This window comes from Kitasatospora sp. NPDC048715, from assembly GCF_043198905.1.
Classification (GTDB): Bacteria; Actinomycetota; Actinomycetes; order Streptomycetales; family Streptomycetaceae; genus Kitasatospora; species Kitasatospora lactacystinica.
Map to the genome: position 1 here is coordinate 24939 of NZ_JBICVH010000025.1, position 26713 is coordinate 51651.

At 75.5% G+C, this 26713-nt stretch carries 25 protein-coding genes; 12 read left to right on the top strand and 13 right to left on the bottom strand.

Annotation, left to right across the window (positions count from 1 at the left end; all coding sequences use genetic code 11):
* The first annotated feature begins 37 nt into the window (after nucleotides 1–37).
* Both ACGFSC_RS37465 and ACGFSC_RS37470 read left to right on the top strand, forming a co-directional pair.
* A complete protein-coding gene (locus ACGFSC_RS37465; RefSeq protein ID WP_359905802.1) occupies nucleotides 38–811 on the top strand; it encodes an SDR family NAD(P)-dependent oxidoreductase in 774 nt (257 codons plus the stop codon).
* Between the two features lie 105 nt (nucleotides 812–916).
* Nucleotides 917–1600 carry a helix-turn-helix domain-containing protein gene (locus ACGFSC_RS37470; protein ID WP_359905799.1) on the top strand — a complete coding sequence of 228 codons (684 nt, stop codon included), beginning with the start codon at nucleotides 917–919 and terminating at the stop codon, nucleotides 1598–1600.
* A 27-nt stretch (nucleotides 1601–1627) separates the two neighbouring features.
* Here the strand turns inward: ACGFSC_RS37470 and ACGFSC_RS37475 are convergent, their stop codons facing one another.
* Nucleotides 1628–2500 carry an alpha/beta fold hydrolase gene (locus ACGFSC_RS37475; RefSeq protein WP_359905796.1) on the bottom strand — a complete coding sequence of 291 codons (873 nt, stop codon included), beginning with the start codon at nucleotides 2498–2500 and terminating at the stop codon, nucleotides 1628–1630.
* A gap of 69 nt (nucleotides 2501–2569) precedes the next feature.
* Between ACGFSC_RS37475 and ACGFSC_RS37480 the strand changes: the two genes are divergently transcribed.
* The 3 genes from ACGFSC_RS37480 (at nucleotide 2570) to ACGFSC_RS37490 (ending at nucleotide 5395) form a co-directional block, all read left to right on the top strand.
* Nucleotides 2570–3175, top strand: coding sequence for a TetR family transcriptional regulator C-terminal domain-containing protein (locus tag ACGFSC_RS37480; protein ID WP_359905793.1), 606 nt, complete (start codon nucleotides 2570–2572; stop codon nucleotides 3173–3175).
* A gap of 187 nt (nucleotides 3176–3362) precedes the next feature.
* Nucleotides 3363–4403 carry an acyl-CoA desaturase gene (locus tag ACGFSC_RS37485; RefSeq protein WP_359905877.1) on the top strand — a complete coding sequence of 347 codons (1041 nt, stop codon included), beginning with the start codon at nucleotides 3363–3365 and terminating at the stop codon, nucleotides 4401–4403.
* 194 nt (nucleotides 4404–4597) lie between these two features.
* Nucleotides 4598–5395, top strand: coding sequence for a hypothetical protein (locus ACGFSC_RS37490; RefSeq protein WP_359905790.1), 798 nt, complete (start codon nucleotides 4598–4600; stop codon nucleotides 5393–5395).
* A 27-nt stretch (nucleotides 5396–5422) separates the two neighbouring features.
* Here ACGFSC_RS37490 and ACGFSC_RS37495 read toward each other — a convergent pair whose 3' ends face one another.
* On the bottom strand, nucleotides 5423–5791 hold the full coding sequence (locus tag ACGFSC_RS37495; RefSeq protein ID WP_359905788.1) for a nuclear transport factor 2 family protein: 369 nt from the start codon (nucleotides 5789–5791) through the stop codon (nucleotides 5423–5425).
* Nucleotides 5792–5991: 200 nt separating this feature from the next.
* On the opposite strand from ACGFSC_RS37495, the gene ACGFSC_RS37500 reads away from it, so the two are divergent.
* Nucleotides 5992–7035, top strand: coding sequence for a PRC and DUF2382 domain-containing protein (locus tag ACGFSC_RS37500; protein WP_359905785.1), 1044 nt, complete (start codon nucleotides 5992–5994; stop codon nucleotides 7033–7035).
* Nucleotides 7036–7161: 126 nt separating this feature from the next.
* A complete protein-coding gene (locus ACGFSC_RS37505; RefSeq protein ID WP_359905782.1) occupies nucleotides 7162–8037 on the top strand; it encodes a LysR family transcriptional regulator in 876 nt (291 codons plus the stop codon).
* A gap of 44 nt (nucleotides 8038–8081) precedes the next feature.
* On the opposite strand, the gene ACGFSC_RS37510 is transcribed toward ACGFSC_RS37505, so the two are convergent.
* Complete coding sequence (locus tag ACGFSC_RS37510) at nucleotides 8082–8669, bottom strand: TIGR03086 family metal-binding protein (RefSeq protein ID WP_359905779.1); 588 nt, start codon at nucleotides 8667–8669, stop codon at nucleotides 8082–8084.
* A gap of 65 nt (nucleotides 8670–8734) precedes the next feature.
* Between ACGFSC_RS37510 and ACGFSC_RS37515 the strand changes: the two genes are divergently transcribed.
* Nucleotides 8735–9763, top strand: a complete 1029-nt coding sequence (locus ACGFSC_RS37515) for a DUF6597 domain-containing transcriptional factor (RefSeq protein WP_359905776.1) — start codon at nucleotides 8735–8737, stop codon at nucleotides 9761–9763.
* Here ACGFSC_RS37515 and ACGFSC_RS37520 read toward each other — a convergent pair.
* The 4 genes from ACGFSC_RS37520 to ACGFSC_RS37535 form a co-directional block, all read right to left on the bottom strand.
* On the bottom strand, nucleotides 9654–10640 hold the full coding sequence (locus ACGFSC_RS37520) for an iron-siderophore ABC transporter substrate-binding protein (protein WP_359905773.1): 987 nt from the start codon (nucleotides 10638–10640) through the stop codon (nucleotides 9654–9656). The genes ACGFSC_RS37515 and ACGFSC_RS37520 overlap by 110 nt on opposite strands.
* Before the next feature lie 71 nt (nucleotides 10641–10711).
* Complete coding sequence (locus ACGFSC_RS37525; protein ID WP_359905770.1) at nucleotides 10712–11530, bottom strand: ABC transporter ATP-binding protein; 819 nt, start codon at nucleotides 11528–11530, stop codon at nucleotides 10712–10714.
* Complete coding sequence (locus tag ACGFSC_RS37530; RefSeq protein ID WP_359905767.1) at nucleotides 11530–12630, bottom strand: iron chelate uptake ABC transporter family permease subunit; 1101 nt, start codon at nucleotides 12628–12630, stop codon at nucleotides 11530–11532. Before ACGFSC_RS37530 ends, ACGFSC_RS37525 begins: the two co-directional genes overlap by 1 nt.
* Nucleotides 12627–13673, bottom strand: coding sequence for an iron ABC transporter permease (locus tag ACGFSC_RS37535; RefSeq protein WP_359905764.1), 1047 nt, complete (start codon nucleotides 13671–13673; stop codon nucleotides 12627–12629). Before ACGFSC_RS37535 ends, ACGFSC_RS37530 begins: the two co-directional genes overlap by 4 nt.
* Nucleotides 13674–13772: 99 nt before the next feature.
* Between ACGFSC_RS37535 and ACGFSC_RS37540 the strand changes: the two genes are divergently transcribed.
* A complete protein-coding gene (locus tag ACGFSC_RS37540; protein WP_359905761.1) occupies nucleotides 13773–14402 on the top strand; it encodes an HAD family hydrolase in 630 nt (209 codons plus the stop codon).
* Between the two features lie 100 nt (nucleotides 14403–14502).
* Here ACGFSC_RS37540 and ACGFSC_RS37545 read toward each other — a convergent pair whose 3' ends face one another.
* The gene (locus ACGFSC_RS37545) at nucleotides 14503–14742 is read right to left on the bottom strand and encodes a hypothetical protein (protein WP_359905758.1); all 240 of its coding nucleotides are present in this window, start codon (nucleotides 14740–14742) and stop codon (nucleotides 14503–14505) included.
* 471 nt (nucleotides 14743–15213) lie between these two features.
* Between ACGFSC_RS37545 and ACGFSC_RS37550 the strand changes: the two genes are divergently transcribed.
* Complete coding sequence (locus tag ACGFSC_RS37550; protein WP_359905755.1) at nucleotides 15214–15597, top strand: cold-shock protein; 384 nt, start codon at nucleotides 15214–15216, stop codon at nucleotides 15595–15597.
* A gap of 18 nt (nucleotides 15598–15615) precedes the next feature.
* On the opposite strand, the gene ACGFSC_RS37555 is transcribed toward ACGFSC_RS37550, so the two are convergent.
* The 4 genes from ACGFSC_RS37555 to ACGFSC_RS37570 form a co-directional block, all read right to left on the bottom strand.
* A complete protein-coding gene (locus ACGFSC_RS37555) occupies nucleotides 15616–16467 on the bottom strand; it encodes a 1,4-dihydroxy-6-naphthoate synthase (protein ID WP_359905752.1) in 852 nt (283 codons plus the stop codon).
* Nucleotides 16460–17260, bottom strand: a complete 801-nt coding sequence (locus ACGFSC_RS37560; RefSeq protein WP_359905749.1) for a futalosine hydrolase — start codon at nucleotides 17258–17260, stop codon at nucleotides 16460–16462. The genes ACGFSC_RS37555 and ACGFSC_RS37560 overlap by 8 nt, the downstream gene beginning before the upstream one ends.
* Nucleotides 17261–17271: 11 nt before the next feature.
* Nucleotides 17272–17817, bottom strand: a complete 546-nt coding sequence (locus ACGFSC_RS37565; RefSeq protein WP_359905746.1) for a hypothetical protein — start codon at nucleotides 17815–17817, stop codon at nucleotides 17272–17274.
* A 73-nt stretch (nucleotides 17818–17890) separates the two neighbouring features.
* Nucleotides 17891–19240 (bottom strand): MFS transporter, encoded by a 1350-nt coding sequence (locus tag ACGFSC_RS37570; RefSeq protein WP_380349138.1) that lies wholly within the window; start codon nucleotides 19238–19240, stop codon nucleotides 17891–17893.
* A 548-nt stretch (nucleotides 19241–19788) separates the two neighbouring features.
* Here ACGFSC_RS37570 and ACGFSC_RS37575 point away from each other — a divergent pair.
* Together ACGFSC_RS37575 and ACGFSC_RS37580 are read left to right on the top strand one after the other, a co-directional pair.
* Complete coding sequence (locus ACGFSC_RS37575) at nucleotides 19789–20670, top strand: DUF3027 domain-containing protein (RefSeq protein ID WP_359905871.1); 882 nt, start codon at nucleotides 19789–19791, stop codon at nucleotides 20668–20670.
* A 215-nt stretch (nucleotides 20671–20885) separates the two neighbouring features.
* A complete protein-coding gene (locus tag ACGFSC_RS37580; protein ID WP_359905743.1) occupies nucleotides 20886–24182 on the top strand; it encodes a sacsin N-terminal ATP-binding-like domain-containing protein in 3297 nt (1098 codons plus the stop codon).
* A 51-nt stretch (nucleotides 24183–24233) separates the two neighbouring features.
* On the opposite strand, the gene ACGFSC_RS37585 is transcribed toward ACGFSC_RS37580, so the two are convergent.
* Nucleotides 24234–26693 carry an HAD-IC family P-type ATPase gene (locus tag ACGFSC_RS37585; protein WP_359905740.1) on the bottom strand — a complete coding sequence of 820 codons (2460 nt, stop codon included), beginning with the start codon at nucleotides 26691–26693 and terminating at the stop codon, nucleotides 24234–24236.
* Nucleotides 26694–26713 lie beyond the last annotated feature (20 nt).

Sequence of the window (26713 nt, forward strand, 5' to 3'; positions counted from 1 at the left end):
GCACACCGCGAGTGCAAGTCCAAAGGAGCGATGGGACATGGGAGTTCTGCAGGTGCGGTACCCCGATCTGGCCGACCGGGTGGTCGTGATCGCCGGCGGCAGCCGCGGCATCGGTGCGGAGACCGCCCGCGCCTTCGCCCGGCAGGGTGCGGCCGTCGCCGTCCTCGGCCGCGACGAGGCAGCGCTGAAGGAGGTGGCCGGGGAGCTGCGGGCGGAGGGCGCCCGGGCGCTCGGGCTGGTCGCCGACTGCACGGACGCGACGGCGCTCGGCTCCGCCGCCGCCCGGATCGAGCAGGACCTCGGCCCGGTCGACGTCCTGGCCGCCTTCGCCGGCGGCGACGGCTACCCGGTGCCGACCGTCCGCGAGACCGAGGAGCACTGGCGGGCCGTGCTGGACGGCAACCTCACCGCCACCTTCCTCACCGTCCAGGCCTTCCTGCCCGGCCTGCTGGCCCGCGGCAGCGGTTCGATCGTCACCATGGCCTCCACGGCGGGCCGGCTGCCCAGCGGCGCCTCCGCCGCCTACGCCACGGCCAAGGCGGGCGTGCTGATGTTCACCCGGCACCTCGCCCTGGAGGTCGCCGGTGAGGGCGTGCGGGTCAACGCCGTCGCGCCGGGTGCCGTCCGTACCGAGCGGACGGCGGCGCAGATGCCGCCCGAGGTGCAGGCCGCGGTCGCCGCCGCGCACCCGCTGGGCCGCCTCGGCGAGCCGGTGGACATCGCCTCGGCCGTGCTCTTCCTGGGCTCGGACGCGTCCTCCTGGATCACCGGGCAGACCCTGGACGTCAGCGGCGGGCGGGTCATGCTCTGAGCGGCCGGGCCGTCCCGGCGGGCGCCGGGGCGGCCCCGCCCGGGTGAACCGATCGGCGATACTGCCAGTTCACGCGGACGAGCGGAACGAGTGGAGGCGAGCGGGATGAGCCCCCGGTCCTACCGGATGGGACAGCGGCAGGCGGAGGTCGACGAGACCCGCGCCCGGATCGTCGCGGCCGCCCGCGCGCACCTGGCCGAGACCGGCGGGGTCTCGCTGGACGCCGTCGCCCGCCGCGCGGACGTCGCCCGGGCGACCGTCTACTACCAGTTCGGCTCCAAGGCGGGCCTGCTGGAGGCGGTCTGCGACGCCCTCGCCGCGCAGGGCGGCATGGCCGGGCTCGCCGAGGCCTTCACCCTGGCCGACCCCTGGGCGGCGGTGGACCGCTTCGTCGAGGTGATGGGCGGCTTCTGGGCGGTCGACCGGGTCTGCACCCGGCGGCTGCGGGCCCTCGCCGCGCTCGACGAGGAGGTGGGCCGGGTCATCGCCGACCGCGACGCCCGCCGCCGCGAGGGTGCCGCCGTCCTGGCCGGCCGGCTGCCCGCGGCCCCGCCGGACGCGGCGAGCCTGCTCTTCGTCCTCACCGCCTTCGAGACCTACGACGCGTTGGAGGCGGAGGCGGAGGCGGAGGCGGAGGCGGCGACGGCGACGGCGACGGGGACGGAGATGGAGACGGAGGCGGCGGGCACGCCGGACGGCGGCGGTCGTGGTGGTGGTCCGACCGCGGCCACCCCGGCCGTCATCCGTCTGGTCCGCGCCGCGCTCGGTGGGCCGGTGGAGCGGCCGTAGCGGCTCCGGGGCCGGCGGCCGCCCCGGTCAGCCGGCCTGCCGCGCGGCCATGCCGAGGATCCCGGCGGTGACCGTCGCCGGGTCGTCGGTGGGCAGCGAGTGTCCCGCGCCGGGGACGATCTCGACCCGGGCGGCGGGCACCAGCCGGTGCAGGCGGTCGGCGACGGCCCGGGAGTCGTGCAGGGCGCTGCGTTCGCCGAGGAGGAAGAGGGCGGGGGCGGTGAGTCGGCCGAGTTCCTCGTCGGTGAGGGTGGCGGCCGGGGGCAGCCGGCGGCGGAAGCCCATCGAGGCGCGGACCAGGGCCATCAGTTCGGTCTCCAGGACGGCGCTGTTGCCGACCATTCGGGCCAGCCTGGGGCGCAGCGGTCGCGGCGCCATGGCGGCGAGGCCGCCGAGGATCATCCAGGTGTAGAAGCGGCGGTCCAGGTCGGCCAGGCCCGCCGTGTCGACCAGGGTGAGGCCGGCGGTCCGGCCGGGGTGGTGGATCTGGTGGTTGAGGGCGATCCAGCCGCCGTAGGAGCAGCCGACCAGGTGGGCGGTGGGCACGTCGAGGGCGGTGAGCAGGTCCTCCAGCCAGGCGGCGGCGTCGCGGCCGTCCGCGATGGGGGTGCTCTGCACGCTGGCGCCCGGTTCGCCGACGGTGTCCACGGCGATCACGGGGTGCTGTGCGGCGAGGGTGTCGAGGTAGCCGTGCCACATCAGCGCGTTGCCGCCGGAGCCGGGCAGCAGCACGATCGGCCGTCCTTCGGCGGGGCCCGTGCGGTAGACGCGGGTGGTGCCGTAGCCGGTGGGGACGTCGAGCGGCGTCCACGGCCGGGGCCGCAGTTCGGTCAGCGCGCGCTCGTAGGCGGTGCGGAAGCGGGCTTCGGCCTTGCCGTTCCTGAACTCGCTGATTCGCATGGTACATGTGTATCACATGCATGATACGGGTGTACCAGGAGAACGGGTCGGACGTACGGAGGCCGGAACATGACCGCGAAGGTCGACCACGAGGAACGCCGCCGGCAGATCGCCGAGGCCCTGCTGCGCATCGCCGACACCCAGGGCCTGCAGGCCGCCAGCATGCGGGCGGTCGCGACCGAGGCCGGCGTCTCCCTGCGACTCGTGCAGTACTACTTCACGACCAAGGAGGGCCTGCTCCTGGACGCCCTGGCCAGGCTCGGCACCCAGCTCCAGGCCCGGATGGAGCAGTGGATCGGCCCGGCGCGCGCCCCCCGGGAGGTGGTGACGGCGGTCCTGTCCTGCATCCTGCCGACGGACGCCGAGAGCCGCCGGATCACCAGGACGTACGCGGCGTACTACACGCTGGTGCTCGGCGACCCCGAGGTGCTGGAGAAGCAGGCCGCGCAGCCGCCGGCCGTGCTGGAGGGCTTCCTCGCCAAGCAGCTGCGCGCCGCGCAGCGGGCCGGGGAGATCGGGCCGGAGCGGGACGTCGACACGGTCGCGGCCGGGCTGCTGGCGATGGTCAACGGACTCGGCTCCAGCGTCCTGGGCGGCCAGCGCACCGGTGAGCAGGCGCTCGCGGTCCTCGCGTACCACCTGGACGAGCTGTTCGGGCGGCCGGCAGCCGGCTGAGGGGGCCCGCCCGCCGATCCCCGCCCCGCCGAATCGGCTCCCCGCCGAATCGCCTCCCCGCCGATCCCGGCGGCGGGCCGGCACCCCTCGCGGCACGGGGGTTAACACCCGTACGGGACGGGTGCTTTCCCCGTTCTGCGGGCGGGCCGGCCACCGCCAGACTCGGGGCATGCCCGCGCAGCCCGTGATGACGACCGAAGCGCCCGAAGCCCCCTCCCCCCGGCCGGGGAGCGGCGGCAGCGACTTCGCCCAGTTGACCCGCCGGATAGCCGCCGAGGGCCTGCTCGACCGGCGCCCCGGCTACTACGCCGTCCGCGTGGGCCTGGTGCTCGCCGCCTTCCTCGGCGGCTGGTACGCCCTGTTCGCGCTGGGCGACACCTGGTGGCAGCTCGGCCTGGCGGCGGCGATGTCCGTCGTCTTCGCCCAGATCGGCCTGCTCTCCCACGACCTGGCGCACCGCCAGGTCTTCGACCGGCGGCTGCCGAGCGAGATCGGCGGCCGGATCGCCGCCAACCTGCTGATGGGCATGAGCTACGGCTGGTGGATGAACAAGCACACCCGCCACCACGCCAACCCGAACCACGAGGAGCGGGATCCGGACGTCGCACCCGAACTCCTGGTGTGGTCCAAGCGGCAGGCCCGGCAGGCGAGCGGCCTCGCCCGGTTCATCGGCCGCCGGCAGGCGTACCTGTTCGTCCCGCTGCTCCTGCTGGAGGGCCTCAACCTCAGCTTCAACAGCTTCCGCGCGCTGCGCAGCCCCGTCATGAAGCGCCCGGTGCTGGAGGGCGTGCTGCTGGTGGTCCACTTCGCCGGCTACCTCGGCCTGGTGTTCGCCGCGCTCCCGGCCGGCAAGGCGGTCGCCTTCCTGGCCGTCCACCAGGCGCTGCTCGGGGTCTACCTGGGGTGCGTCTTCGCCCCGAACCACAAGGGCATGCTGATGGTGACGCCCGGGATGAAGCTCGACTTCCTGCGCCGCCAGGTGCTCACCTCGCGCAACGTCCGCGGCGGGGTGCTCATCGACTCGCTGATGGGCGGCCTCAACTACCAGGTGGAGCACCACCTGTTCCCCAGCATGCCGACCCCGGCGCTGGGGCGGGCCGCCCGGATCACCCGGGAGTTCTGCGCCGAGAAGGGCGTCCCGTACTGCGAGACCGGCCTGTTCCGTTCCTACCGGGAGATCTTCGCCCACCTGCACCGGGCCGGCGAGCCGCTCCGCTCCGACGGGTGACCGTCCCCTCCGCCGCGGCGGCCGGCGGTCACCTCCGCCGCGGCGGGAGGCGCGGGAGGGCGTGAACGCCGCTGCCCCGCAGGGGAGATCGGACCGGCCGGCGTCCCGTGCGGACCGGCCGTCCTGCGGCACCGACCGTACGGTCGCGCGTTCGCGCCCGTACGATGCCCGAGCGGGGTGGGCGGAGGCCGGAGGTGGATGTGGTTCGGTTCTGGCTGCGGTGGGTGATGATCGCGGTCCTGGGGACGGCGGTCGTGTTCGGCGGCTGGGCGGGGTGGCGGCTCTACCGCGCCACGGCCATCCCGGCCCCTCCGGACGTCCCGGGGATCGCACAGGCCCCGGTGACCGGGGAGGCCCGCCGGGCGGCCGAGGAGCGGATGGCCGACCGGATCGACCACCTGCCCGAACTGCTGCCGTGGGCGCAGGGGTTGGGGAGGTCGACGGTCGACGTGTGCCGCACCGACTACCGCGGTGATCTGTTCAGCCGGGGTACGTGGCTGCCGGTGTCCTGCGAGCGGACCGTCAACGTCTACCTGGCCTTCGACGGGGGTGACGTCCGCTCCCGGCTGGCCGATCTGGACCGGTACCTGGACGGCCAGGGCTGGCGCAGCTCACAGAGGTGGAACAGCCTGGTCGCGGCCGACGAGTACGACCACCAGCCGCCCGCCGACCCGACCCCGGAGGAGGCGGCGGAGGCGGCGGCCAGGCCGATCGCCCCGTCCGTGGAGTTCGCGCTGGCGACGGGCGAGGCGGTGCGGACGGAACTGGCCGTGAACGTCACCCGGCCGCCCGGCCCCGAACTCCTGACCTCCGGTGAGGACTACTGGTACGAGAAGTACGGGAGCCGGCGCTACCGGAACGACGAGGGGCAGCGGTCCGCGTACCTGACCTGGCAGCCCGTGCGGCCGAGCGAGGTCACGAAGGCGGCCGAGGGCCGGTACGTGGCGGTCCTGGGCTTCACGACCAGGTACGCGCAGCACGAGGCCGGGTAGGGCTCGTCGCCCTCAGGCCCGTCGGCCTCAGGCCTTCCGCTCGAAGCCGGCCAGCAGGCCGCGCGGGTCGAAGGTGACCCGGATCCGGGTGATCCTCCCGTCCTCGACGTGCATCCAGTTCGCCGTGGGCGCCGGCGGGGCGACGCTCGTGCACAGCTCGAACCAGGTGATCACCTCGTCGCCCTCGGCCACCCGGACCTTCACGTCGATCTTCTCCAGCACCTGCCCGAGCCCCTTCAGCCCGGCCAGCGCCTCCTCCACCCCGGAGGCCGTCCCCAGCGCGCCGACGAAGTCGACGTCCTCGGCCAGCAGCCCCCGGACGGTCTCGAAGTCGCCCGCCTCCCAGGCGGTGAAGTAGGTCTCGGCAAGCTCACGCGCGGTCTTCGTCGTCGTCATGCCTCCATCCTCCCGGCCACCACGACCATCGGTCCAACAGATGAATCAGATGGCACCTATCTCTGCTGATGATGGAAGAAGGGTGTGCTGCGTGATCGGCGGGCCACGACCGTCACGCTGAGTGAGGGCCAGCTGAAGTGGTTTCGGACCGTTCGGGTCGGTAAGGCGCTCATCGCTGGAATGCGAAGGAGGCGTGAATCGTGATCACCGAACAGCAGGCCCGCTCCATGCTGCACCGGCCCGTCCACGACGTACGGGGCAGCCGGATCGGCAAGGCGGACCACGTGTTCCTCGACGACGTCACCGGCAAGCCGGAGTGGGTCAGCGTCAAGACCGGATGGTTCGGGGCGGGCGAGTTGTTCGTGCCGATCCGCGACGCCCGGGTCGTCGGCGAACACCTGGAGGTGCCGTACCCCAAGGAGAAGGTCAACAACGCGCCGCTGGTGGACGTGGACCGTGGCGGACACCTCTCCGAGCGCGAGGAACATCGGCTCCACCAGTACTACGGCATCGGGGACGGGGCCCGGAAGGCGGCCGACCGGCCCGCCGCGGGCATCGGCACCACCGCCGCGGCCGCCGCTGCCGGAACCGCCGCCGCGAGCGGGCACACCGGCACGACCGGACACACCGGTGCGGTCGGCACGGCCGGTCCCGCGGGCATGACCGGCGCCGCCGCCGCGACCGGCCGGGCCGGCGCGACCCCGACCGCCGCCGCGACCCCGACCGCCACCACGCGTGCCGCCGCGGCTCCGGGCGCCGCCTCCGCCGCCGGGGGGACCGGTGTCCACCCGGGCGAGGACGGCGCGATGACCCGTTCCGAGGAGCGGATGCGCGTCGGCGTCGAGCGGTACGAAGCCGGCCACGCGAAGCTGCGCAAGTACGTCGTCACCGAGGAGGAGCGGCAGACCGTGCCGGTGCGGCACGAGGAGGTCCACGTCGAGCACGAACCCATCGCCGAGGCCGACCGGGGTGCCGCGATGTCCGGCGAGCTCATCTCGGAGGCCGAGTACGAGGTCACCCTGCACGCGGAGCGGCCGGTCGTGCGCACCGAGGCCGTCCCGGTCGAGCGCGTGCGGCTGGTGACCGAGGAACGCGTCGAGGAGCAGACCGTCACCGGCCGGGTGCGCAAGGAGCGCATCGAGGCCGACCTGCCCGACGGCGGGACGGCACGGACGCAGGGCAAGGAGATCCAGAGCAGGGCGGTCCAGGGCAAGGAGATCCAGAGCAAGGACCGCCGCCGGTGACGTCGGCCGGGCCGTGACCGCCCCGCGCGGCCGCGCTCCGTCCCCGCGGGTCGTCCCGCCGGGTCGCTCGGCCGGCGGACCGATCGGCCGAGCGGATGGAGCGCCGGTCGAATATCGTCACCGGTCATGGAGATGCACCAGCTGCGCTACTTCGCCGCCGTGGTCGACGAGGGGACCTTCACCGCCGCCGCGGCCCGGCTGCACGTGAGTCAGTCCGGCATCAGCACCCAAGTGGCCAAGCTGGAGCGCGAACTGGGCCAGCTGCTGCTCGACCGGGCGGGCCGGCAGGTGCGCCTCACCCCGGCCGGCGAAGCGGTCCTCCCGCTGGCGAAGAACGCCCTGGCCACCCTCGACGCCATCCAGCACACCGCCGCCGAGTTCGCGGACGCCGTCCGCGGCCGGGTCCGGTTGGGCATGATCACGGGCTGTTCGATCCCGCCCTTCCTGGACGCCGTCGCCGACCTCGGCCGCAGTCACCCCGGCATCGAACTCAGCCTGCACGAGGGGCACTCCGAGGACCTCCAGGCACAGGTCCTGGCCGGCTCGCTCGACCTGGCCCTGATCGGCTACGCGGGCGAGGTCTTCCCGGGCCTGGAGGCCACCGTCGCCATCGACGAGCCGATCGCCGCCGTCGTCCCGGTCGGGCACGCCCTGGACCGGGCGCGGCTGCGGCTCGCGGACCTGCGGGGCGAGAAGATCCTCTGCCTCTCCCCGGGCACCGGCATCCGTGCCGCCTACCGGGGCTCCTGCCGCCGGCTCGGCCTCGACCCGCGGGTGGACATCGAGGCCAGCTCCCCGGTCGCCCTGCTCCGGCTCGCCGAGCGCGGCGCGGGCGTGGCCGTCCTCAGCCCCTCCTCCGCCGCGGGCGACGGACTGCGGGCTGTTCCGCTGGCCGACGCCGCCATCCGGGCCCGGCTCGGGCTGGTCGCCCGCCGCGACCAACCCTCCCCGGCCGTACGGCTGTTGATGGCCCGGCTGAGGGCGGCGCTGCGTCAGGGCTGATCCCGTACCGCCCGTGCGACCCGGCCGGGCCCGGTGTCCTCGGCTCAGGCCTTCCCGTGCGGGTCGCGGCCCGAGGCGGCCAGCGCGCGGTCCCACGCGGGGGCGTCCTCCGGCAGGGCCACCGCCTCGGCGAAGCCCGCGTACTGCCGGTACAGCTCGGCGTTCTCCGCCACGATCTCCCCGGTCAGCAGGGCGAGTTCCTCGTCGACCTCGATCCGCCCGCCGGTCGCCCGGGCCACGTCCCAGCCGTGCAGCAGCAGCTCCAGGATCAGCATCCGGGCGATGCCGACGGCCGGCATCGGGGTGCCGCCGAGGTCGACGTCCCCCTCCCAGGCGGCCGGGTCCGCCCAGGCCGCGACCGCGCGCTCCAACTGGGCGGCGTAGGCGGAGCGCCAGTCGGCGTCGGCGGCGAAGTCCCGCGCGTTCAGCTCCTCGGGCAGCTCGATCCGCCGGGCCCGGTGCTCCAGGCCGTGCGAGGTGTAGAGCACCCAGTGGTTGATCAGCGCGCGGGTGTCGAACTCCGGGCAGGGCGTCGGCGCGTCCAGCGGCTGGTCGGCCGGGACGGCGGCGGCGACACCGGCCGCGGCGGAGGCGGCGCGGGTGAGGAACGGGTGCATCGGGTGGGCGTTCATGGCCCCGATTCTGGGCCGGGCCGTACCGGCGGGTCTTGAAGAAACGCGACGACTAGCCTGGCGGCATGGGCATGGACTCCCCGGCCTCCCCGGACACTCCGGCCTCCCCGGCCGCACCGGACCCCCGGGCCTCCCTGGCCGCACCGGACCCCCGGGCCTCCCCGGCCGCACCGGACCCCCGGGCCTCCCCGGACGCCCCCGACCTCGGCCGGGGCGTGCTCCACCCCGCCCGGGCGGCCGAGCTGATCACCGTGGACCGGCTCGCGCCCGACCCGGTTGTGGCGGTGTTCGTCGAGTACTACTGGCTGGTCCGCTGGGACCTGCACGGCCTGCCGCCGTACGAGCAGAAGGTGCTCGCCCACCCCAACGTCCACCTGGTCTTCGAGGCGCCGGTGGCGCGGGTGTACGGGGTGGACCGCTCGCTCTTCGTCCGCCGGCTGGAGGGCGCCGGGCACGTGCTGGGCGCGCGGTTCCGTCCCGGCGCCTTCCGCGCCCTCGCCGGGCACCCGGTGAGCGGGCTCGCCGACCGTTCCGTGCCCGCCGCCGAGTACTTCGGGCCCGGGGCCGACCGGTTCAACGCGGAGGTCCTCGGGGCGCCCGGCGATCCGGCCGCGCTCGCCGACGCCTTCCTCCGCCCCCGGCTGCCCGCGCCCGACCCGGTCGCCGCCGAGGTCGCCGCCGTGGTGGACCGGATCACCCGCACGCCGGACCTTCGCCGGGTGGACGAGCTGGCCGCCGAGCTGGGCCTGACCGTCCGCCGTCTCCAGCGGCTGTTCGCCGAGTACGTCGGCGCCTCCCCGAAGTGGGTGCTGCGCCGTGCCCGTCTCCACGAGGCCGCCGAACGCGCCGGTACGGACGGCGGGTTGGACCTGGCCGCGCTCGCCGCCGAGCTGGGCTACGCCGACCAGGCGCACCTCACCCGGGACTTCACCGCGGCCGTCGGCGTCTCCCCGGCCCGTTACGCGGGGTCGCGCCGGACCCCGGCTACGCCCCCAGGAAGCGCTGCAGCTCGTCCAGCACGTAGTTGGCCCCGGTGTACCCGATCCCCTGGAACCACAGCTGGTCGTCCACCGGGAACGCCCGGTGCCCCTTGACGGCTCCCAGCGCCTGCCACCCCGGGCTCGCGAGTGCCGCGGTGGCGCCCGACAGTTCCGGATCGCCGTACGTGGCGTACAGCAGCAGGTCGCCGTCGGCCCGGGCGAGCTGGTCCGGCGGGATCTCGAAGTCCGACTGGTCGACGTTCTGCGCGTCGGGCCGGCCGATCTGGGCGTCGGAGAGCACCGTCCCGGGGAAGCTCTGCCGTCCGAACAGCCGGATGCCGCCGCCCTCCACGAACCGCACCAGGCTCACCTTGCGCCCCGACAGCTTCGCCGCCGCCAGCGCCTGCGCGACCTGTCCGGCGTGCTTCTGGTACGCGCCGGCGAAGGCCGCCCCGGCCGCTTCCCGGCTCAGCGCCTGGGCGTGCAGCTGGAAGTCGGCCTTCCACGGCGCCCCGGAGGTCTGGGTGAGCACGGTGGGGGCGATCTCCCGCAGCTGCTCGTAGCGGTCGCCGTCGCGGGTCTGGTTGGAGAGGATCAGGTCCGGCCGCAGGGCCCGTACGGTCGGCAGGTCGGGTGCGCCGACCGGGCCGACCAGCCGGATCCCGGCCGTCCGGGAGGCCGGCCAGTACTCGGGGTAGCTGGTGTCGCGGCCCGGCAGCGCGGCGCCGACCGGGGTGATGCCGAGGGTCAGCGCGGAGTCGAGCACGTCGGTGTCCAGCACGACCACCCGCATCGGCGCGCCCGGCACCACGACCGGGCCGGTGGCGGCGTTCACCGTCACCGGCGGCACCGGGGCCGGGGACGGCCAGGCGCCGGTGGCGGGGCCGTCCGCGGCCCCCGGGGCCGGGTGCCGGGTGGTGCAGCCGGCGGCCGCCGCGAGCGCGCCCGCGCCGAGGCCGGTCAGGAGGGTGCGGCGGGAGATCCGGGGCATCGGCGGTCCTCTGGCGGCGCGGGCGGGGCGGGGCGCCGTCGATTATGTCCGAAATGGCAGATAAAGTGCCGTTAAGCGGGGGCGCCGTCCGGGGTGAGCGCCACCCACGGGGCGCCCGGCACGACCAGCGGGGTGCCGGTCACCGGGTCCGGCACCACCACCGAGTCCAGTCCGAACACCTCCCGCACCAGCTCGGCCGTCACCACGTCCGCGGGCGGGCCCTGCGCCACCACCCGGCCGTCCCGCATCGCCACCAGGTGGTCGGCGTACCGGGCGGCCTGGTTGAGGTCGTGCAGCACCGCGACGACCGTCCGGCCGCGCTCGACGTTCAGCCGGCGGACCAGGTCCAGCACCTCCACCTGGTGCGCGATGTCCAGGTAGGTGGTCGGCTCGTCCAGCAGCAGGATGTCGGTGCCCTGGGCGAGCGCCATCGCGATCCAGGCGCGCTGGCGCTGGCCGCCGGACAGCTCGTCCATGCTCCGCTCGGCCAGTTCGGCGGTGGAGGTGCGCTCCAGCGCCTCGGCGACCGCCGCCTCGTCCTCCGGCGACCACTGCTGCCACCAGCTCTGGTGCGGCTGGCGGCCGCGCGCGACCAGGTCCGCCACCGAGATGCCCTCGGGGGCGGTCGGCGACTGCGGCAGCAGGCCGAGCCGCTGGGCGATCCGCTTGGTCGGGATCCGCGCCAGCTCCTCGCCGTCCAGCAGCACCGCGCCCCGGACCGGCTTCAGCAGCCGGCCGAGGGCCCGCAGCAGGGTCGACTTGCCGCACGCGTTCGGGCCGACGATCACCGTCACCCGCCCGTCCGGAACGGCCACGTCCAGGCCCTCGACGACCGTGCGCGCCTCGTAGGCCAGGGTGAGGCCCCGGGCCTCCAGGCGGTGAGCGGACATCAGGAACCTCCACGGCGGGATCGGATCAGCAGCCACATCAGGTACGGGGCGCCGACCATGCCGGTCACCACGCCCACCGGCAGCTCCGTCGGAGCGAGCAGCCGCCGGGCGATCAGGTCGGCGAGGACCACCACCAGCGCGCCGGTCAGCGCCGAGCAGAACAGCGGGATCTGCGCCGAGCGGGCCAGCCGCAGCGCGATCTGCGGGGCCATCAGCGCGACGAAGTCCACCGGCCCGGCGGCCCCGGCCGCGCACGAGGCCAGCACGATGCCCAGCAGCGCCATGCCGAGGCGGATCCGGTCCAGGCGCAGGCCGAGGCCGACGGCGGTGGCGTCGTCGAAGGAGATCGACCGCTGGGCGCGGGCGGCCCACAGCGCGACCGGCAGGGCGGCGAGCAGCACCCGGGCGAGCCATCCGGCCTGGTCGTAGCCGGCGCCGTTCAGGCTGCCGGTCATCCAGACCTTGGCGGCCTGGGCCTGGAAGCCGTCGCCCTTGGTCAGGAAGACGGAGGTGAGGGAGGACAGCGCGACGCTGATGCCGATGCCGATCAGCACGAAGCGCTGCGCGTGCAGGCCGCGCCGCCAGGCCAGCGCGTACACCAGCAGCCCGGCCACCAGCCCGCCGGCCACCGCCGCGTACGGGGCCTGGCCGGTCGAGCCGACCACGCCGTACGCCATCAGGCCGACCACGGTCGCGGTCGCGCCCCAGGTCACGCCCACCACGTCGGGGCTGGCCAGCGGATTGCGGGCGACGGTCTGGATCAGCGCCCCGGCCAGCCCGAGCGCCAGCCCGACCAGCAGCCCGACCACCACCCGGGGCAGCCGGAACTCGCCGACCACCAGCTCGTGCGGGCTGGGCCGTCCGAGCACCACCTTGACCACCTCGCCCGGCGGGACGGTGGACTCGCCCAGGCAGAGCGCGGCCACCACGGTCGCGGCCAGCGCCACCAGCAGCCCGACGGCGACGGCCACCGAGCGCCGGTGCAGCAGGAACGACGCCCGTCCGGCCCGGACGACGGAGTACCCGCGCAGGGGGACGGAACCGTTGCGGCGGCCGGGAGCCGTGCCGGGGACGGAACCCGTGCCGGGGACGGAACTCATGCCGCCACCACCTTCCGGCGGCGGACCAGGGCCACCAGCACCGGGACCCCGACCAGGGCCGTCATCACGCCCGCCGGGACCTCGGACGGCGGGAACAGGACCCGGCCGAGGGTGTCGGCGAGCAGCAGCAGCGCCGGGCCGAGGACGGCGGAGAAGGCGAGGATCCAGCGGTGGTCGGCGCCGGCCACCGCGCGGGCCGCGTGCGGGACGGCGAGGCCGACGAAGGCGATCGGACCGGCCGCCGCGACCGCGGAACCGGTCAGGACGGTCGCGCCGAGCGCGCCGACCGCCCGGACCAGGCCGGTCCTGGCGCCCAGCCCCTTCGCGGTGTCGTCGCCGAGCGCCAGCGCGTCCAGTCCGCGCGCGACCGCGACCACCAGCACCGTGCCGACGGCCAGGAACGGCAGCAGCTGCCAGGCCACGTCCGAGGTCCGCCCGGAGAGTGAGCCGACGTGCCAGAAGCGGAACTGGTCCATGGTGGCGGCGTCGGTGGTCAGCACCAGGGTGTTGAGCGAGGCGATGAAGGCGGACGTCGCCGAGCCGGCCAGCGCCAGCTTGATCGGCGTGGCCCCGCCCCGGCCGCGCCCGGCGAGCCCGTACACCAGCGCGGTGGCGATCACGGCGCCGACGAAGCCGAACCAGACGTACCCGGTGAGGGTGGAGACGCCGAAGCCGGAGATGGCGACCACCACGCCGGCCGCCGCGCCCTGGGAGACGCCGAGGATGCCGGGGTCGGCGATCGGGTTGCGGGTCAGGCCCTGCATGACGGCCCCGGCCAGGCCGAGCGCCGCGCCGACGGCCAGGCCGACGACGGTGCGCGGCACCCGCAGCTCGCGGATCACCACGGCGTTGGCGGTGTCGCCGCCGTGCAGCAGGGCGTCGAGCGTGTCGCCGAACGGGATGGTCCGGCTGCCGACCGCCAGGCTCAGCAGCACCGCGGCGGCCAGGACGGCGAGGGCGGCGGCGAGCCACAGTGCTCGGCGCCGAGGCGCGCGGTACGGCGAGCCGGGCGGTGCGCCGGGCGGTGCGCTGGTGTCGGTCATGGGCCCTCTCCGCAGACAACTCAGGTAAACCTAAGTTCAGCTGAGAAGCCCGGGCAAATCGCCTCGTGGTCCGCGGCGCCGGTTGGGTAGCCTGACGGCATGTCCGCGACCCCACCCGCTCCGCTCACCGTCGGCTTCGACCTCGACATGACGCTGCTGGACACCCGGCCGGGTATCCGCGCCACCTACCTGGCGCTCTCCGCCGAGACCGGCACCTACGTCGACGCCGACCTGGTGGTCACCCGGCTGGGCCCGCCGCTGCTGGACGAGATCCGCAACTGGTTCCCGGAGGCCGACGTGGAGCGGGTCGCCGACCGCTACCGCGAGCTCTACCGCGACCACGCCTTCGCCCCGACCGTGGCCCTGCCCGGCGCGCACGCCGCCGTCGAGGCGGTCCGCGCCCACGGCGGCCGGGTCGCGGTGATCACTGGCAAGTACGAGCCGAACGCCCGCCTCCACCTGGAGCACGCCGGGCTGGCCGCGGACACCGTGATCGGCGACCTGTGGGCGGAGACCAAGGGCGAGGCGCTGCGCGAGCACGGCGCGAGCGTCTACGTCGGCGACCACCTGGGCGACATCCGGGGCGCCCGGCACGCGGACGCCCTCGCGGTCTGCGTGCCCACCGGCCCGTACAGCGCGCAGGAGCTGCGCGAGGCGGGTGCGGACGTGGTGCTGGCGGACCTCACCGACTTCCCGGACTGGCTCGCCGCGCACCTGGCCGAACGCTAGCGCCGGCCCGTTGCGGCCCGCTGCGGCCCGTAGCGGCCGGGCGGGCCCGTAGCCGTCCGCGCGGCCCGCAGCCGGTCCCCGGCGGCCGTCCCGGCCGTCCTCAGGACTCGACGGGCGTGCTCCGGCGGCGCTGGGACCGCGCGTTCAGCAGCAGCCCGGTCAGCGCGGCCAGGAAACCGGCCGGCATCAGCATGCTCAGCCAGTAGGCCGCCGTCGGCAGCGGCGTCAGGTGCAGGAACAGCGGGACGAAGGTGACCAGGGTGGCGAGTGCGCCGAGACCGAAGACGATCGCCCCGGCCTTGACGTACACGTCGCCGGGGTCGGTGCTCTGGCTGCTCACGTCTGCTCACTCCTCCGGGCCGGTCGGCACTGTCCCCAGTCTGGCAGAGCGGCGGCCGGGGGCCGCCACCGGAGCGGGTCGGTCACGTTGCGCAGTTTCCCGGCAGCTGAACGTTTTGATCCCTGTTGAGCGGGGGTATGCACGGGGTGCCGAGGGGCGCTACAGGTGCGCCCCGCGTCCTCAGACCCGGGGGGTGTGAGCCGATGGACCGCGCGGAGCCGCGCCCCGGCCGTGCCGGCGCCGGGTTGCCCGTGACCCCGAGATCCCGGTCCCGCCGCCCCGACCGGGCCTCGGAACGCGGATCCCTCGCGGAACGCGGATGAGGCAGTGACGGACGGTTAGTCTGCTCCTGACCGCGTGCCGGCCATGAGCGCCCACGGGCGCCGAGTCGAGGCCGGTCGTCTTTTCCCACCACCCAGTGATCCCCGGCCCGGGCCGGGATCCCCCACACCCATTCGAGGACTGTTCGAGATGCCCACCGGCCAGGTCAAGTGGTTCAACGAGACGAAGGGCTTCGGCTTCCTGTCGCGCGACGACGGCGGCGACGTCTTCGTCCACACCAAGGCGCTGCCCTCCGGTGTCACGTCGCTGAAGCCGGGCCAGCGGGTCGAGTTCGGCGTGGTCGCCGGGCACCGCGGGGACCAGGCGATGGCGGTACAGCTGCTGGAGGCGCTGCCCTCGGTGGCCGCCGCCCAGCGCCGGAGCGCCGACGACATGGCACCGATCGTCCAGGACCTGATCACCACGCTGGACGCGGTGCTGCCCGGTCTCCAGCGCGGGCGCTACCCCGCCAAGCCGACCGGCCAGAAGCTGGCCGGCCTGCTGCGCGCGGTGGCCGACCAGTTCGACGTCTGACCGTCGGCCGGCCGACGGCTAGAACGCGAGCGCACCCGGGTCGAGCGGGGGCACCAGTCCCTCCGCGGCGGCCCGGGTGAGCAGCGCGCGGACGGCGGCGTAGCCCTCCTCGCCGAGGTCCTCGCTGAACTCGGTGACGTACAGCCCGATGTGCTGCTCGGCGACGTCCAGGTCCATCTCCTGGGCGTGCGCCAGCACGTACTCGCGGCTCGCCGCCGGGTCCGCCCAGGCCTGCCGCACGGAGGCGCGGATCGCGTCGGCGATCGCCCGCAGCCGCTCGGCGCCGAGCGAGCGCCGGGCGACGATCGCGCCCAGCGGGATCGGCAGGCCGGTCTCCTGCTCCCAGGCCTCGCCCATGTCGGCCAGGCTGTGCAGGCCGTACTGCTGGTACGTGAAGCGGGCCTCGTGGATCACCAGGCCGGCGTCCACCCGGCCGTCCCGGACGGCGGGCATGATCTCGTGGAACGGCAGGACGACGATCTCGCCGAAGCCGCCGGGCACCGCCTTCGCCGCCCAGAGCCGGAACAGCAGGTAGGCGGTGGAGCGCTCGGAGGGCACCGCGACGGTCTTCCCGGCCAGGTCGGCGGGGGAGGCCACGCCCGGCAGGGTGAGCACCAGCGGGCCGCAGCCGCGGCCCAGCGCGCCGCCGCAGGGCAGCAGGGCGTACTCCTCCAGGACCCAGGGCAGCGCGCCGTAGCTGATCTTCAGCACGTCCAGCTCGCCGCGCTCGGCCCGGCCGTTGGTGACGTCGATGTCGGCGAAGGTCACCTCGGGGGCGTCCGCCCCGGGCACCAGGCCGTGCGCCCAGGCGTGGAAGACGAAGGTGTCGTTCGGGCAGGGCGAGTACGCGATGCTCAGCCGTTCAGCCACGGCCGGCCTCCTCAATCGGTTCGTGCCGCGCGGCCGGGTCCGGTTCGTGGCGCGCGGCCAGGTCGTGCACGGGCAGCGCGGCGAAGGCCCGCTCCAGGGCGGCCAGCGCCTCGCCGATCCGCCAGGCGGCCCGGTCGCGCGGGCCCACCGGATTGGACACCGTGCGCAGTTCGAGGGCCGGCACGCCGTACCGGGCGGCGGCCTCGGCCACCCCGAAGCCCTCCATCGCCTCGGCGACGGCACCGGGGTGGCGGGCGGCCAGTTCGGCGGCCCGCGCGGCGCTGCCGGTGACGGTGGAGACGGTCAGTACCGGGCCGACGGCGAGGCCCGGGCCGCCCAGCGCCCGCGCGACCAGCGCGACGGCGGCCGGGGGCGGGGCGTGCCGGACGGTGCCGAAGCCCAGCTCGGTGACGTCGGCGAAGCCTTCGGGGGTCTCGGCGCCGAGGTCCGCGGCCACGATCGCGTCGGCCAGCACCGTGGAGCCGACCGGGGCGAGCGGGGCGAAGCCGCCGGCGATCCCGGCCGAGACGGCCAGCGCGTACGGGTGGGCCGCCAGCGCGGCGCAGGCGCCTGCGGCGGCTGCGGCCGGGCCGACCCCGGCGGCCAGCACGTCCACCGGCACCTCCTGGGCCCGGTGCAGCGTGCCGCCGGGCAGCGGCAGCGCGGCGGTCGCACCGGGCAGGCCGCGCAGCACGGCCTCGGCCTCGGCGGCCACCGCGACGACGACGAGCAGCCGGGCCCGTGCGGGGCCCGACTGCTCGGTGCGGCCGTCGGTGACGGCGGGCGCGGTCATCGCAGGACCGGTCAGCCGTTGTCGGAGCTGTTGCCCTCGGTCTTCAGCTGGAAGTACCAGACGGCGATCGGGGCCTCCTGGTTCGGGTCGCCCTCGACCACGGTCACCACGGTCTTGCCGCTGGAGTTGAGCACCTTGTTCGCCGACTGGGCGCCGGACCAGGTCGGGCCCTTGGCGGCCGAGAACAGGGTGTAGCGACCGCCCTGGTTGGACGAGCCGCCGTTGGTGAAGGCCCACCAGCCCGTGTCGGCCACGTTGGGGGAGACCCCGACGCCGACCCGGTCGCTCCCCACGACGTCGGAGGTGGGCAGCGTGCCGTCGTGCAGGGCCTTGGTCGCGTCCTCCTGGCACTTCTGCTGCTGGTCGTCGGTGAGCGGGCTGCCGGCGTTCCAGCACAGCGGGTCCGCGACGATCGAGGAGTTGCCGACCGTGAGGGTGGCACGGTGCGAGATGTGCTCGGTCTGGCCGGCGGCAATGGCGACGGAGGTGCCCACCGTGGCGGCGCCGACCACGACGACGGCGCCGAGGGCGGCGATGGCACGGGAATTGAGGCTCATGCGTCAGAATCTACCGGGCCCGGCCGATCACGCGACGCGGGGGTCGGCACCGCGTGTTGCCGCGTCGGCGCGGTCAGGCGACCCGGGGCGTCGCCGGGTGCCGCCGCGGCCCCACCCGCAGGAGTGAGCGCAGCGTCCACAGCAGCGCCAGGCCGACCACCCCGGCGGCGATCGACAGGCCCAGCTTCCCGTTCAGCGGCAGCAGGATGCCGACCGCGCCGCCCGCCACCCAGGACAGCTGCATCAGGGTCTCCGAACGGGCGAACGCCGAGGTCCGCACCGCCTCCGGGACGTCCCGCTGGATCAGCGCGTCCAGGGCCAGCTTGCCCAGCGAGGCAGCCATCCCGGCCACCGCGGCGACCACGACCACCGTCACCACGCCGTACCAGAGCGCGGCCGCGGCCGTCGCGCAGGTCGCCAGCAGCAGCATCGCGCTGATGGTCTTCTCGGGGCCCCGGGTGCGCAGCCAGGAGCCGAGCACCGAGCCCAGCGCGTTGCCCGTCCCGGCGGCCAGCGCCACCAGGCCCAGCGCCACCGTCGGCCGCAGCCCGCCGATCGGCTCCTCCCGCAGCAGGAAGGCCAGGAACATCACCAGGAAGCCGACCAGCCACTTCATCGCCGACATCGCCCGCAGCGCCAGGATCACCGAGGGGCCGACCGTGCGCAGCGAGGCCTTGACCGGCGGCGGTCTGTGATGGATCAGGTGCGAGCCCTCGCCGTGCACCTCGGCGTGCAGGACGGCGCGCTGCTCGCCCTTGGCGGAGTCCACCGCGGGCGGCAGGTGGAAGGCCATCAGGGTGCCGACCACGAACACCAGGAAGGCGCCGCGCAGCGGCCAGCCGGGCCCGACCAGGTGCAGCAGCCCGCCCACCCCGGCCGCCACGCCGGTGGCCAGCAGTCCGGCCAGGGTGACCCGGGAGTTCGCCTTCACCAGGGACAGCCGGCTCGGCAGCAGTCGCGGCACCACCACGCTGCGCACCACGCCGTAAGCCTTGGACGCGACCAGCACGCCGAGCGCCTCCGGGTAGAGCGCGATGCCGCCGCCGACGATCACCCCGGCCATCGTCCAGGCCAGCACCGCCCGGGCCAGCATCGCCATCGCCATGGCCGCCCGGCGGCCGTGCGGCAGCCGGTCCAGCAGCGGGCCGATCACCGGGGCCAGCAGGGCGAACGGGGCCATCGTGATCAGCAGGTAGAGCGCGACCCGGCCGCGGGCCTCGCCGGTGGGCACCGAGAAGAAGATGGTGGACGCCAGCGCGACGGTGATCAGCATGTCGCCGAAGGAGTTGAGCGCGTGCAGCTCGATCAGCTTCGCGAGGCCGGACTCGCCCGCGCCCTCGGCGGCGGTGGCCCGGCGGATCCGGCGGCCGGTGCCGTGCACCACCTTGCCGGTGCGGGAGCCGGCGGCGGAGGCGGTGCGGATCAGGAAGTGCCGGCGGGGCTCGGGGGCCTCGTTCTCGTCCCCGTCCGGCTCCCGCGGGGCCCGGTCGGGGCCCTCCGGGGCTTCGGCCCCGGAGGGGTCCACGGTGTCTGCGGGCGGCCCGGGGCCGCCCGCCGGCTGCGGTTCGTCCGCGCCGGGGACCGGGGGCTGCTGTCGCGGCACGGCGTCCGTGGGGTCGGGGCTGCCGGCCCGTGGGTCGCGCAGTGCGTGCTGCGACGGGTCGTGGTCCGCCACAAGCCCATCCTGCCCCAGAATCGCCGAGCCGACGCGGGAGCGGGCCCGGCTCGGCGCGGTCCCGGAAGGGCCGGGTCCGCCCCGGACTGTGCCGGGGCGCCGACCGACGGGTAGCCTGCCCAAGGTCGACCCGCCGACCCGCCGGGGCGCCGGCAGGCCGGTCGAGCGGCGCGGCCGGTACCCGAGGGGGCTCCCGGTCACGCAGAATGGACGAGGGACACCGAGCCGCGACGGAACAGGCAACACGCCGTGGGCGACAGAAGAACTGGGAGAGAATCGACGCCGTGAGTGCTGCGATGCGAAGCCGTACCCCCGACCGGCTCTGTGCCGAGGCCGTCGAACTCGCCCGTCAGGCCGCCGAGGAGGCCGTCGGTGCGGAGGCCGTCGGGCTGCACCTGGGTGTCCAGGCGGACGCCGACCGCGTCGTCACCCACACCTTCGAGTGCCTCGACGCGGCCTACCGCGGCTGGCACTGGGCGGTCACCGTCGCCCGTGCGCCGCGTGCCAAGAACGTGACCCTGGACGAGGTCGTGCTGCTGCCCGGCCCCGACGCGGTGCTCGCGCCCCAGTGGGTGCCGTGGAGCGACCGGCTGCGCCCCGGCGACATGGGCCCGGGCGACCTGCTGCCCACCGGCGCCGACGACCTGCGGCTGGAGCCCGGCTGGACCGGCGAGGACGAGCCCGCGCCGAACTCCGCGGTCGCCCTGGCGCAGGACGAGGACCTGGTCGTCACCGACCCGCACGTCCAGCCGGCCCCGGCCCGCGCCCGGATCGACGCCGTCGCCGAGGAGCTGGGCCTCGGCCGCAGCCGGGTGCTCTCCCGGCTCGGCCTGCACCTGGCCGCCGAGCGCTGGGAGAAGTCCCACGGCTCGCAGACCCCGATGGCGCAGGCCGCCCCGGCCTCGTGCGCGAGCTGCGGCTTCCTGGTGCCGATCGGCGGCTCGCTCGGACAGGCCTTCGGCGTGTGCGGCAACGAGTTCGGCCCGGCCGACGGCCAGATCGTCTCCTTCGCGTACGGCTGCGGCGGGCACTCCGAGGCGGCCGTCATCCCGGCCCCGCCGGCGCCGTCCGAGCTGATCCTGGACGAGCTGGTGGTCGAGCCGCTCCCGCTGCACCCCGACCGTGCCTCCGGCTCGGTCGAACCCGACGCCCCGGCCGAGGAGCTCGGCCACTCCTGAGCCGGGCACGCGCCCAGGCTCCAGCGGCCCGCCCGGTCAACGACCGGCGCGGGCCGCGCTGCTTTCCGGGCTGCGGGCGGGCGGCGGAAAGGCCGTCAGGTCCGCCGCCGGCACCGTCCCCGGCCCGCCGGTGGCGGGGCCCGTGGTCGGGAGCAGTCAGTGGGGCAGGGAAGAATGCCCTACGACGAACAGGGCAGCGGAAGGCGGCAGGTCCAGTGGAACCTCGGATCATCGGCAGCGGCACGGACGAGCACCTCGCGGACCCCTTCGGCAGCGCCGCGCTGCGCCGACGGGTGCTGGCCGCCTGGGCCGCCTCGCCGGCCCGGTTCCGGGAGGACGCCAACGCGGAGGAGGAGCTGGCGCTCGGCGGCTACCGGGACCGCCTGGTGGTCGAGTTGGCGCAGAACGCGGCCGACGCGGCGGTCCGGGCCGGGCACGGCCCCGGCCGGCTGCGGCTGACCCTCGCCGACGGCGTGCTCGCCGCCGCCAACACCGGCGCCCCGCTGGACGAGGCCGCCGTCGAGTCGCTGTCCACCCTGCGCGCCTCCTCCAAGCGCGGTGAGACGCCCGCCGTCGGCCGGTTCGGGGTCGGCTTCGCCGCCGTCCTCGCGGTCACCGACGAGCCCGCCGTGCTGAGCGCGACCGGCGGGGTGCGCTGGTCGCTCGGCGAGGCGCGGGCGCTGGCCGCGGCCCAGCCCGAGCTGGCCGACGAGCTGCGCCGCCGGGACGGCCACGTGCCGCTGCTGCGGCTGCCGTTCGCGGCCGAGGGCCCGGCCCCGGAGGGCTACGACACGGTGGTGGTGCTGCCGCTGCGGGACGCCGCCGCCGAGGACCTGACCCGCCGTCTGCTGGCCGGGATCGACGACGCGCTGCTGCTCACCCTGCCCGGCCTGCGCGAGGTCGTGGTGGAGACCCCGGACGGCACCCGGACGCTCACCCGGGACGCCGCGGAGACCCGCCCGGACGGGGTCACCGAGGTCACCGTCACCGACGACGCGGGCGGCCGGCTGCGGCAGACGGTCTGGCAGACCGTCGGGGCCTCCGGCACGCTCTCGGCCGAGCTGCTGGGCGACCGGCCCACCGAGGAGCGCGCCCGCCCGTACTGGACGGTGACCTGGGCCGTCCCGGTCGGCCCGGACGGCGTCCCGCAGCGGCCCGGGATCGCCTCCGTGCTGCACGCGCCCACCCCCAGCGACGAGCCGGTCGGTCTGCCCGCGCTGCTGATCGCCTCGTACCCGCTGGACTCCACCCGCCGGCACGTCGCCCCCGGCCCGCTGGCCGACTTCCTCACCGAGCGCGCCGCCGACAGCTACGCCGAGCTGCTGCGCGCCCGCGGCGCCGACCTCGGCTCGCTCGGCCTCGTACCGGCCCCGCTCGGCCAGGGCGCGCTGGACAACGCGCTGCGCGCCGAGGTGCTCTCCCGGCTGCCCGGGACGCCGTTCCTGCCGCACCCGGCGCCGGTCGAGGAGGGCACGCCCGCGCTGCGGCCGCGGGACGCGACGCTGCTGGAGGGCGCGGACGGCTCGGTGGTCGAGGCGCTCTCGCCGATCTTCCCGGGGCTGCTGCCGGCCGGCCTGGAGCGGCGCACCGAGCTGCGGGTGCTGAACGTGCGCCGGGTGCCGCTGGCCGAGGTGGTGGACCAGCTCGGCGGGCTGGACCGCGGGCCCGCCTGGTGGCGCAACCTGTACGCGGCGCTGGGCGCGGCCGATCCGGAGGCGCTCGGCGCGCTGCCCGTCCCGCTCGCCGACGGGCGGACGGTCACCGGGCCGCGGCGCGTCCTGCTGCCCTCCGAGGACGCCGACTGGGCGGCCTTCCCCGGCTACCCCGAGTCGCTGGCGGGCGCGCTCGCCGCGCTCGACCTGCGCCTGGCCCACCCCGAGGCCGCCCACCCGCTGCTGGCCAAGCTCGGTGCCGGCACCGCCACCCCGGCCGGGGTGCTGGACACCCCCGAGGTGCGGGCCGCCGTCGCCCGCTCCTACGACCTGGCCGAGGACGACCTGGACGCGGCGCTCGAACTCGCCGACGCCGTCCTGGCCCTGGTGAAGGCCGCCGCCCCGGAGCCGGGCGCCCACCCCTGGCTGGCCCGGCTCGCGCTGCTCGACGACGAGGGCGAGCCCGCCCGGGCCGGCGAACTCGTGCTGCCCGGGAGCCCGTTCGCCGCGCTCGCCCGCGAGGAGGACGCCGGCTGGGTGGACGACGAGCTGCTGGAGCGCTGGGGGCCGGAGGTGCTGACCGCCGTCGGCGTGCTGGCCGACTTCGTGCTGGTGCGCGCCGAGGACGTGGTGCTCGACCCGGACGACCTGGAGCGGCTCGACCCCACCGTCCCGGCCGACCGCGCGGCCGGCGGCCACCCCACCGGTCTGCTGGACGAGGCGCCGGACGGGCTCGCCGAGTGGGCCGAGGACGCGCTGGAGGCGCTGCAGGCCGACGAGGCGGTCGGCGTCCCGCCGGTGGCCGCCGAGCTGCTGGCCGTGCGCGACCTCGACCTGGTGGACGACGACGCCTGGCCGGAGGCGCTCGCGGCGCTGGCCCGCCCGCCGTACCGGGACGCCGTGGTCGCCCCGGTGCGCACCCTGCTGCCGGACGGCTCGTACGCCGACCTGCCGCCGTACACCGCGTGGTGGCTGCGCGACCACCCGGTGCTGGCGGGCCGGGAGCCGGCCGGTCTGCGTGCCGCCGGGGCCGACCCGCTGCTGCGCGGCCTGTACGACGAGGCCCGCACCACCCTGGACGACCAGTTCCTGCACGCGCTCGGGGTGCGCACCACGCTGGCCGCGCTGCTCGCCGAGCCGCACGGGCCGGACGAGGTGCTGGACCGGATGACCGACCCGGAGGCCGAGGTCGGCCACCGTCAGCTGCACGGCATCCACACCGCGCTGGCCCGGGTGGACCGTGGGCGGATCGAGCCGCTGGACGTGGTGCGGGCGCTGCCGCCGCTGGACCCGGACACCGGGCGCCGGCCGGACCACACGGTGGTGGTGGACGCCACCGAGGCGGTCGTCGCCGACGCTCCCGACCTGGTCCAGCTGCTGCACCGGTACCCGCTGCTGCCGGTCGCCCCGGCGCTGGCCGCCGACCTCGCCGAGCGGCTGCACGTGTCGCTGGCCAGCGAGGTGGCGGGCGGCCGGGTGCTCTCCGAGGGCGTGCTGCACCGGGTCCCGGCGGTGGTGCGGGAACTGCTGCCCGGCTGCCCGGTCGCCTACGAGGAGCACGAGGAGCTGCTGGTCGTCGGGCCGGACGGCGGCGAGGCGGCGGTGGACTGGCGCTGGGACACCGGGGCGGACGCCCCGGAGCCGCCGTACGACCCGGAGCTGGCCGAGGCCGCCGACGAGGACGACGAGTTCGAGGTCCCGCCGGTGCCCGGTCTGCTGCACGCGGCCACTCCGGAGGGCCTGGCCGCCGGGCTGGCCTGGTCGGTCGGGCAGTGGCACCGCCGCTTCGAGGTGCTGGCCGCCCTCAGCGAGCCGGACCGCGCCTACGAGCTCTCGGCCGCCCGCGACTTCGAGGGCTGAGCGCCCCCCCCGCGGGCCCGCCCCGACCGGCGGGCCCGCGGGGCGGGTCACTCACTCCATGCCGCGGCGCTTCATGAAGTGCCAGGTGATCTCCAGGGCGATGCCGCAGACCACCGCGATGGCGACGCCGATCAGCGGGTCGCGGTAGCCGACCAGGGAGAGGTCGAAGAAGGACTTCAGCGGGGGCACCAGCAGCACCAGCGCGAAGGCGCCGCCCATGCTGCCGATCAGCAGCAGTCGCCACCAGTTGTACGGGCGGGCGACGATGGCGAGGACCCAGAGGGCGATCAGGAAGAGCGTCAGGGTGGCCACGCTGGTGTCGGCCTTGAGGTCGGTCGCGTGGTCGGCGCGGGCGAGCGAGTAGGCGACGAAGGTGCCGGTGCCGGCGATGGCCCCGCCGGGGATCGCCAGCCGCAGCACGCGTTTCACGAAGCCGGTGCGGGCCCGTTCGTCGTTGGGGGCGAGCGCGAGGAAGAAGGCCGGGATGCCGATGGTCAGCGAGGACAGCACGGTGGAGTGCCGGGGCAGGAACGGGTACGGCGAATGGGTGAAGATCACCAGGAGCGCCAGCAGGACCGAGTAGACGGTCTTCACCAGGAAGAGTGAAGCGACCCGCTCGATGTTGCCGATCACCCGGCGGCCCTCGGCCACCACCGACGGCAGCGAGGCGAAGGAGTCGTTCAGCAGCACGATCTGGGCGACCGCCTTGGTGGCGTCGGAGCCGGTGCCCATCGCCACGCCGATGTCGGCGTCCTTGAGGGCGAGCACGTCGTTGACGCCGTCGCCGGTCATCGCCACGGTGTGGCCGCGGGACTGCAGCGCCCCGACCAGCTGGCGCTTCTGCTGCGGGGTGACCCGGCCGAAGACGCTGGTCCGGTCGGCGGTCTCGGCGAGTTCCTCCGGGTCGGAGGGCAGGGAGCGGGCGTCCAGCGGGTGGTCGGCGCCGGGCAGGCCCAGGTGGCCGGCCACCGCGCCGACCGAGACCGCCGCGTCGCCGGAGATGACCTTGGCCCGGACCCGCTGGCTCTCGAAGTAGCGCAGGGTCTCGGCGGCGTCCGAGCGCAGCCGCTGCTGGAGCACCACCAGGGCCAGCGGGGTGAGGTCGGCCGCCGGGTCGGGGGAGTCCAGCGGGACGGGCGTGCGGCCCAGCAGCAGCACCCGCAGGCCCCGGGCGCCGAGCTCGTCCACCTCGGCCAGCGCCGGGTGTCCGGCGGGCAGCAGCACGTCGGGCGCGCCGAGCAGCCAGCTGGCCTCGCCGCCCTGCGGCTCCAGCAGCTGCACGCCGCTCCACTTGCGGGCGGAGGAGAAGGGCATCGCCTCGATCACCCGCCAGCCGTCGTGGCCGGAGCGGGCGCCGTCGTCGCCGCGCCCGTACGCGTCGATGACCGCCTGCATGGACGGGTTGGGGCGGGCGTCGGCGCCCGCCATCACGGCCAGGGCGTGCTGGACGGTCTCCGGGGCGACGGCGCCGGGCTCCCCGTCGGAGAGCACCCGCAGGTCGATCACGTCCATGCCGCCCTCGGTGAGGGTGCCGGTCTTGTCCAGGCAGACGGTGTCCACCCGGGCCAGGCCCTCGATCGCCGGGAGCTCCTGGACCAGGCACTGCTTGCGGCCGAGCCGGACCACGCCGATCGCGAAGGCGACCGAGGTCAGCAGCACCAGCCCCTCGGGGACCATCGGCACGATGCCGGCCACCATGCGCCGCACGGCCTCCCGCCAGTCCCGGCCCTCGACGGCCAGCTGGCTGATGATCAGGCCGAGGGCGGTGGGGATCAGCAGGTAGGTGATGATCCGCAGGATGCTGTCGATGCCGGAGCGCAGTTCCGACTTCACCAGGGTGAACTTGCTGGCCTCCTCGGCGAGCTGGGCCGCGTAGGCCTCGCGGCCGACCTTGGTGGCGGTGAACGCGCCGGCACCGGCCACCACGAAGCTGCCGGACATCACCTGGGCGCCGGGCTGCTTGAGGACCGGATCGGGTTCGCCGGTGAGCAGCGACTCGTCGACCTCCAGGCCGTCCGCCTCGGTGACCTCGCCGTCCACGATCACCTTGTCGCCGATGCCGAGCAGCACGGTGTCGTCGAGGACGATCTCGGAGACGCCGATCTGCTGGACGGCGCCGTCCCGGCGGACCTGCGGTCGGGCCTCGCCGATCAGGGCCAGGCTGTCCAGGGTCTTCTTGGCGCGCAGCTCCTGGATGATGCCGATCGCCGTGTTGGCCACGATGACCAGGCCGAACAGGCCGTCCTGGATCGGACCGACGATCAGGATGATCCCGAACATCACGCCGATGATCGCGTTGAAGCGGGTGAAGACGTTGGCCCGGACGATCTCCCGGGTGGACCGGCTGGACCGTACGGGGACGTCGTTGACCTGACCCTTCGCGACCCGCTCGGCCACCTCGGAGGCCGTCAGGCCGCCGCGTCGGCCGGGCAGCAGGCCGAGGGGGTGCGCTCCGTCCGGGCGGTCTTCGTCGGTCGGCCGCTCTTCCGCTGGCTGGGCAGGCTGCGTCATGGCACCGACTCTACGGGCGC

Excerpts from the sequence above, each read along its gene's own strand:
- ACGFSC_RS37465 (WP_359905802.1), top strand. The coding sequence starts at position 38 with ATGGGAGTTCTGCAGGTGCGGTACCCCGATCTGGCCGACCGGGTGGTC.
- ACGFSC_RS37470 (WP_359905799.1), top strand. The coding sequence starts at position 917 with ATGAGCCCCCGGTCCTACCGGATGGGACAGCGGCAGGCGGAGGTCGAC.
- ACGFSC_RS37475 (WP_359905796.1), bottom strand. The coding sequence starts at position 2,500 with ATGCGAATCAGCGAGTTCAGGAACGGCAAGGCCGAAGCCCGCTTCCGC.
- ACGFSC_RS37480 (WP_359905793.1), top strand. The coding sequence starts at position 2,570 with ATGACCGCGAAGGTCGACCACGAGGAACGCCGCCGGCAGATCGCCGAG.
- ACGFSC_RS37485 (WP_359905877.1), top strand. The coding sequence starts at position 3,363 with ATGACGACCGAAGCGCCCGAAGCCCCCTCCCCCCGGCCGGGGAGCGGC.
- ACGFSC_RS37495 (WP_359905788.1), bottom strand. The coding sequence starts at position 5,791 with ATGACGACGACGAAGACCGCGCGTGAGCTTGCCGAGACCTACTTCACC.
- ACGFSC_RS37505 (WP_359905782.1), top strand. The coding sequence starts at position 7,162 with ATGGAGATGCACCAGCTGCGCTACTTCGCCGCCGTGGTCGACGAGGGG.
- ACGFSC_RS37510 (WP_359905779.1), bottom strand. The coding sequence starts at position 8,669 with ATGAACGCCCACCCGATGCACCCGTTCCTCACCCGCGCCGCCTCCGCC.
- ACGFSC_RS37515 (WP_359905776.1), top strand. The coding sequence starts at position 8,735 with ATGGGCATGGACTCCCCGGCCTCCCCGGACACTCCGGCCTCCCCGGCC.
- ACGFSC_RS37520 (WP_359905773.1), bottom strand. The coding sequence starts at position 10,640 with ATGCCCCGGATCTCCCGCCGCACCCTCCTGACCGGCCTCGGCGCGGGC.
- ACGFSC_RS37525 (WP_359905770.1), bottom strand. The coding sequence starts at position 11,530 with ATGTCCGCTCACCGCCTGGAGGCCCGGGGCCTCACCCTGGCCTACGAG.
- ACGFSC_RS37530 (WP_359905767.1), bottom strand. The coding sequence starts at position 12,630 with ATGAGTTCCGTCCCCGGCACGGGTTCCGTCCCCGGCACGGCTCCCGGC.
- ACGFSC_RS37535 (WP_359905764.1), bottom strand. The coding sequence starts at position 13,673 with ATGACCGACACCAGCGCACCGCCCGGCGCACCGCCCGGCTCGCCGTAC.
- ACGFSC_RS37540 (WP_359905761.1), top strand. The coding sequence starts at position 13,773 with ATGTCCGCGACCCCACCCGCTCCGCTCACCGTCGGCTTCGACCTCGAC.
- ACGFSC_RS37550 (WP_359905755.1), top strand. The coding sequence starts at position 15,214 with ATGCCCACCGGCCAGGTCAAGTGGTTCAACGAGACGAAGGGCTTCGGC.
- ACGFSC_RS37560 (WP_359905749.1), bottom strand. The coding sequence starts at position 17,260 with ATGACCGCGCCCGCCGTCACCGACGGCCGCACCGAGCAGTCGGGCCCC.
- ACGFSC_RS37565 (WP_359905746.1), bottom strand. The coding sequence starts at position 17,817 with ATGAGCCTCAATTCCCGTGCCATCGCCGCCCTCGGCGCCGTCGTCGTG.
- ACGFSC_RS37575 (WP_359905871.1), top strand. The coding sequence starts at position 19,789 with ATGCGAAGCCGTACCCCCGACCGGCTCTGTGCCGAGGCCGTCGAACTC.
- ACGFSC_RS37585 (WP_359905740.1), bottom strand. The coding sequence starts at position 26,693 with ATGACGCAGCCTGCCCAGCCAGCGGAAGAGCGGCCGACCGACGAAGAC.